This is a genomic window from Janthinobacterium sp. HH106, assembly GCF_001758725.1.
Classification (GTDB): domain Bacteria; phylum Pseudomonadota; class Gammaproteobacteria; order Burkholderiales; family Burkholderiaceae_D; genus Janthinobacterium.
The window spans coordinates 1-5,412 of record NZ_LRIC01000050.1; the positions used below are offsets into that span (position 1 = coordinate 1).

Sequence of the window (5,412 nt, forward strand, 5' to 3'; positions counted from 1 at the left end):
GGGCCGGCCATCACGTTCAGGTAATAGCCGTCGTAGCCATACGGCACGGTGACGGGGTGATAGCCACGGGGCACCATCACCACGTCGTGGTTTTCCACGGCCATGGCTTCGTCGATGGAGCGGTCATCCGTGTAGACGCGCTGGTAGGCAAAGCCCTGTTCGGGATTGAGCCGGTGGTAATAGGTTTCTTCCAGCGAGCTTTCGGTTGGAATATTGTCGCTGTCGTGTTTATGGGGCGGATAGCTCGACGAATGGCCGGACGGCGTGACGACTTCCACCACCAGCAAGCCGTCCGCCTCGGCCGTCTGCGGCAGGATGTCGCACACATAGCGGGTATTCGCACCCTTGCCGCGCACGGAGCGCGTCATGGTGGAAGGTTCGATCAGGCGCGCCGGGCGGTGCGTCGTGGCCGGTGCGCTGCACAGGGCGACCTCGGCGGCGCTCACGGCCGTGATACGCACCGTGGTGTCCAGCGGCACATACACGGCGTAGGGCGAGACGTCCTCGAAGACGCTGGCGCGCTTTCCGATGCCTTCCCAGACGTGATCGCCCGCCCGCACCGTGACCGTGCCCGTCAGCACGACGAGGCACAGTTCGCGGTGGCCCGTCTCCAGCGTCAAGACCTCGCCCGCCGCCAGGCGGTGGGCGGCAAAGCCCACGTGCGTCCAGCCGGCCGATGCGGGCGTGACTTCCACAATCTTGCCGCCGGCCTTGCCTGCTTTGACCAGCAGCGGGCTCATGCCGCCTCCCGACCCAGGCGCGGAATCGCATCGACCAGGCGCGCCAGGTAATCGTGGCCCATCTTCGCGTATGCGTAGCTGGGGGCGACGGCCGGGTCCTGCTCCGCTTCCACCACCAGCCAGCCCGCATAGCCGTGCAGATACAGCCGCGTCAAAATGGCCGGAAAGTCGATGCAGCCGTCGCCCGGCACGCTGAAGGCGCCATTGATGACGGCCTGCAAAAAACTCCAGTGGCCATTGCGGGCCAGTTTCACCACGTTCGGGCGCACATCCTTGCAATGCACGTGGCAAATCCTGTCGATATGTTTATTGAGCACCGCCAGCGCGTCGCCGCCGGCAAAGGTGATATGACCCGTATCAAACAACAAGCCCACTTCCGGCCCCGTCAAGGCCATCAGTTGATCCACGTCGGCCGGCGTTTCCACGTAGGCGCCCATGTGGTGGTGGTAGGCCAGGCGCACGCCGTGCGCCAGCAGGTGGGCGGCAAAGGCCGTGAGTTTATCGGCGTAGTCCTGCCATTGCTGCTGCGACTGGAAACGGGGGCGTTTGTACAAGGGGCGCGCTTCGCCCTGGATGGCGTCGGCCACTTCGCCGTAGACCATGACGGTGGCGCCGCTGTCGGCAAGTAAACGTAAATGCGGGCCAACAGAAGCGATCTCTTCTTCCACCGAGCGGTGCGCCAGGCGGCCCGAATACCAGCCCGAGACGCACGCCAGACCATATTTGCCCAGCACGGCGTTCAGGGCCGGGGCATCTTTCGGAAACTTGTTGCCCAGTTCAAAACCCACATAGCCGATCTCGGCGCCTTCCTTCAAGGCCGTTTCCAGCGGCGTTTCGCCGCCCAGGCTCGGTAAATCGTCGTTCATCCACGAGATCGGGTTAATGCCGATACGTACATTCCAGGTAGTCATTTCAATTCCTTTGTTTCAGGCGATCGTTTTCATAACGGGCACGGGCAGCTTGCACGCCGGGCTGGGTCGACACTTCCGGTACGGCCACTTCCCACCAGCAGCCGCCCTCCTGCGTCGTGCGCGTGTCGTCCGTGTCGATGCAGATCAGATACGTGCGGGAAGCTGCCCGGGCGCGCAGCATCGCTTGCTCGAGTTCGCCAATGTCGGCAACGTGTTCGGACAGCGCGCCCAAGGATTGCGCATGCAGGGCGAAGTCGATAGGCGGGGCGCTGTCGGGCAGCATATTGTTGAACGAGGCATTGCCGCAGGCCTGCTGCAGGCGGTTGATGCAGCCGTAACCCCGGTTGTCGAGCACGACGATGATGAGTTTTTTGTCCAGCATGACGGAAGTGGCGATTTCCGAATTCATCATCAGATAGCTGCCGTCGCCCACCATGACGATGACTTCGGCTTCCGGCTTGGCCATCTTGACGCCCAGGCCGCCGGCGATTTCATAGCCCATGCACGAGTAGCCGTATTCCATGTGGTAGCCGCCCGGCGTGCTTGTCCGCCACAGTTTATGCAGTTCGGCCGGCAAGGTACCGGCCGCGCAGACGACGATGTCGCGGGTGGTGGAATCGACTGCGGAACGCTGCACGGCGCCGATGACTTCGCCGTCGTACGGCAAGCCGGCCACGTCGCGCCGGCCCGTGATGATTTTGACCGTCTCACGCCACGCGTCCCCTGCCTGCTGCGCGCGGTCCAGCCACTGGCCCGCGCTATTCCAGCTGCCCAGCAGCCGCGACAGGCCTTGCAAGCCGAGTGTCGCGTCCGCCTGCAGGCCCAGGCCGCGGCGTTTCAGCGCATCAAAACTGTTGACGTTCAGGCTGACCAGTTGCGCCTGCGCAAACAGGGAGTTGGAACCGGTCGTGAAATCCTGCAGGCGCGTGCCGACGGCCAGCACCACGTCGGCCTGCGCCGCCAAGCTGTTGGCGGCGGGCGAACCGGTGACGCCGATGGCGCCCAGCTGCAACGGGTGGTCCCACGGTAAAGAACTCTTGCCGGCCTGGGTTTCCGCCACGGGAATGCCGTGCCGTTCGGCAAACGCCTGCAAGGCGGCGCCGGCCTGGCCGTACAGCACGCCGCCGCCGGCGACGATCAGCGGCTGTTTCGCCGCTTGCAGCAAGGCGGCCGCCTCTTCCAGCTCCTGCTCGACGGGCGGCACGGCGCGGAAACGCACGACTCTCGGTTCGAAAAAGTCGGCCGGATAGTCATACGCCATCGTCTGCACGTCTTGCGGCAGGGACAAGGTCACGGGGCCGCAAGCGGCCGCGTCCGTCAAGGCGGCAATCGCGCGCGGCAAGGCCGTCAGCAATTGCTCCGGATACACGATGCGGTCGAAATAGCGCGACAGCGGTTTGAAGGCATCGTTGACCGAGACGCTGCCGTCCGTGCCATCTTCCAGCTGCTGCAAGACGGGATCCGGTGCGCGCGAAACGAAGACGTCGCCGGGCAACAGCAAGACCGGCAGGCGGTTCACGTGCGCCAGCGCAGCCGCCGTCAGCAGGTTGGTGGCGCCGGGGCCGATGGAAGTGGTGACGGCCATCATGCGCCGGCGCATGTGGGCTTTCGCATAGGCGATGGCAGAGTGCGCCATCGCCTGCTCATTGTGGGCGCGGTAGGTGGGAAATTGTTCGCGGTACTGGTACAGCGCTTCACCCAGGCCCGCCACATTGCCGTGGCCAAAGATGGCGAAGGCGCCGCCGAACAAAGGCTGACCGTCCTCGGTGCGCAAGGCAGCCAGGTAGCGCACCAGCGCCTGCGCCATGGTCAAACGGATCGTGGTGGTGGTCATGCCGCACGCTCCAGACGGTTGCGCGTGCGTTGCCACAAGCTGATCAGCTGCTCGAAATTGGCGCGCACGGCGGCGATCAGGCCCGCATCGTCGAGTTCGCCGGCCAGCCAGCGGCGGCTCGGTTCCTGGAAGATGGTGCGGCCCACCATGAAACCCTTGCAGGTGCTGCTGGCACTGGCCTGCTCGAAACTGGCGGCCAGGGCGGCGATCGGTGCGTTCAAGCCAAGTAATACGACGCCACGGCAATACGGGTCGCGCTCGTGCACGAGGGCATCGATGGCTTGCCATTGCTGGGCTGACATGCTTTCCAGCTTCCACCATTCCGGGTAGATGCCGAGGTTGTACAGGCGTTTCACCGCGCGATACACGGTATCGTCGTGCTGGGGCAGTGACTTGGCAGGAATAATTTCCAGCAGTAATTCATGGCCCGTGATTTGCGCCGCGTCGTACAAGCCCTTGATTTGCGCTTCCTGTTCCAGCCGGTTTTCCGGCGTATCGTCGGGATGCAGCTGCACCAGGCACTTGATCACGTGCTCCTTCGGCCACTGCGTCAAGCGCGACGCCAGCGAACGGCCCCAGTCGAATTGCAAGGGATTCGAGCCCGGCATCTCGACGGGACGGCCTATCCACCAGCCGCGCCCCGTCGCATCGTTGAGCGCGTCGACACCATAGCGGTCATCGATCAGCACGCCCGTGCCGCCCTGCAAGCCGCGCGCCGCTTCCGTCTGGCCCACGGCTTGCACGAACAGTTGCTTGAGCCGTGCAATCTTTGCCTCGTCGGCACCGCCCTGCTGGGCCAGCTCAAAGAATTGCGTGCGGTGATCGAACGCGAACACGCACAACTCACTCCACTGTTTGCGCGCCACCGTCGTGCGGTGCAGGCGCGCCAGGGTGGCATCCTGGTCAGGACGGGTCAGTTTGGCCGCGTTGGCCAGGAAATAGTCGAGCTCGACGGGCGACGGCATGGCCGGCGCGCAGCCGTGGCGCGACACGACGAGGGCGCCGCAGCCGTTCGCGTAGCGGCAGCACGCTTCGTAATCCTCGCCGCGCAGCCAGCCTTTCAGGAATCCCGACAGGAAAGCGTCGCCCGCGCCGAGCACGTTCAAGACTTCCACGCGCACGCCCTGATAGTTGAACGCCTGATCGAGACCGGCAGGGATGGCCGCCTCGATGACGGCGCAGCCCAGCGGCCCGCGCTTGACCACCAGGGTTGCACTGCTCACCTTGCGCACGGCGCGCAGGGACGCCATGATGTCGGCACCGCCGCCGGCGATCATGAATTCCTCTTCCGTGCCGACGATCAGGTCGAACTGCGGCAGGATCGCCTGCAGATGGCTGGTCACGCCTTCGTTGGAAACGAACCGCGTTTCGCCATCCGCCTTGCCCGACAAGCCCCACAGCACGGGCCGGTAATCGATGTCGAGCACGGTGCGCACGTTATTGGCGCGCGCCAGCTGCAATGCCTGCGTGCTGACGGCGTGCATGGCGCTAGTCGAGAAATGCGTGCCGGTGATTAATAACGCTTTGCTCGACGCAATGAAAGCCGCATCCACCAAGGATGCGTCGATGGCCATGTCGGCGCAATTTTCGCGATAAAAGATCAGCGGGAAGGTGTGCTTGTCCTTGATGCCCAGCATGACGAGGGCCGTGAGCCGCTCGCGGTCGATGCCGACATGGCTGACGTCGCAGCCCTCCTGCGCCAAGGTATCGGTGAGGAAACGGCCCATGTGGTCGTCGCCCACTTTCGACAGCATGGCCGATTTCAAGCCCAGCCGGGCCGTGCCGAAGGCGATATTGGCGGACGAGCCGCCCAGGTATTTGGCAAAGCTCGTCGCGTCTTCCAGGGTACTGCCGATCTGCTGCGCGTACAGGTCCACCGCCAGGCGGCCCAGGCAGATCACGTCCAGCGCGCGGCCCTGGGCAAATT

Annotated in this window: 4 protein-coding genes; all 4 read right to left on the reverse strand. The window is 64.5% G+C overall.

The window, feature by feature from the left end; genetic code table 11:
* Positions 1-740: 5-deoxy-glucuronate isomerase (gene iolB, locus JAB8_RS19575; protein ID WP_070291077.1), on the reverse strand; the 740-nt coding region annotated here is incomplete at its 3' end.
* Positions 737-1,651, reverse strand: a complete 915-nt coding sequence (gene iolE / locus JAB8_RS19580; protein WP_070291078.1) for a myo-inosose-2 dehydratase — start codon at positions 1,649-1,651, stop codon at positions 737-739. The genes iolB and iolE, both read right to left, overlap by 4 nt.
* Position 1,652: 1 nt before the next feature.
* A complete protein-coding gene (gene iolD / locus JAB8_RS19585; protein ID WP_070291079.1) occupies positions 1,653-3,485 on the reverse strand; it encodes a 3D-(3,5/4)-trihydroxycyclohexane-1,2-dione acylhydrolase (decyclizing) in 1,833 nt (610 codons plus the stop codon).
* Positions 3,482-5,412 (reverse strand): 5-dehydro-2-deoxygluconokinase (gene iolC / locus JAB8_RS19590; RefSeq protein ID WP_070291080.1); only part of this gene is annotated, 1,931 nt, incomplete at its 5' end. The genes iolD and iolC, both read right to left, overlap by 4 nt.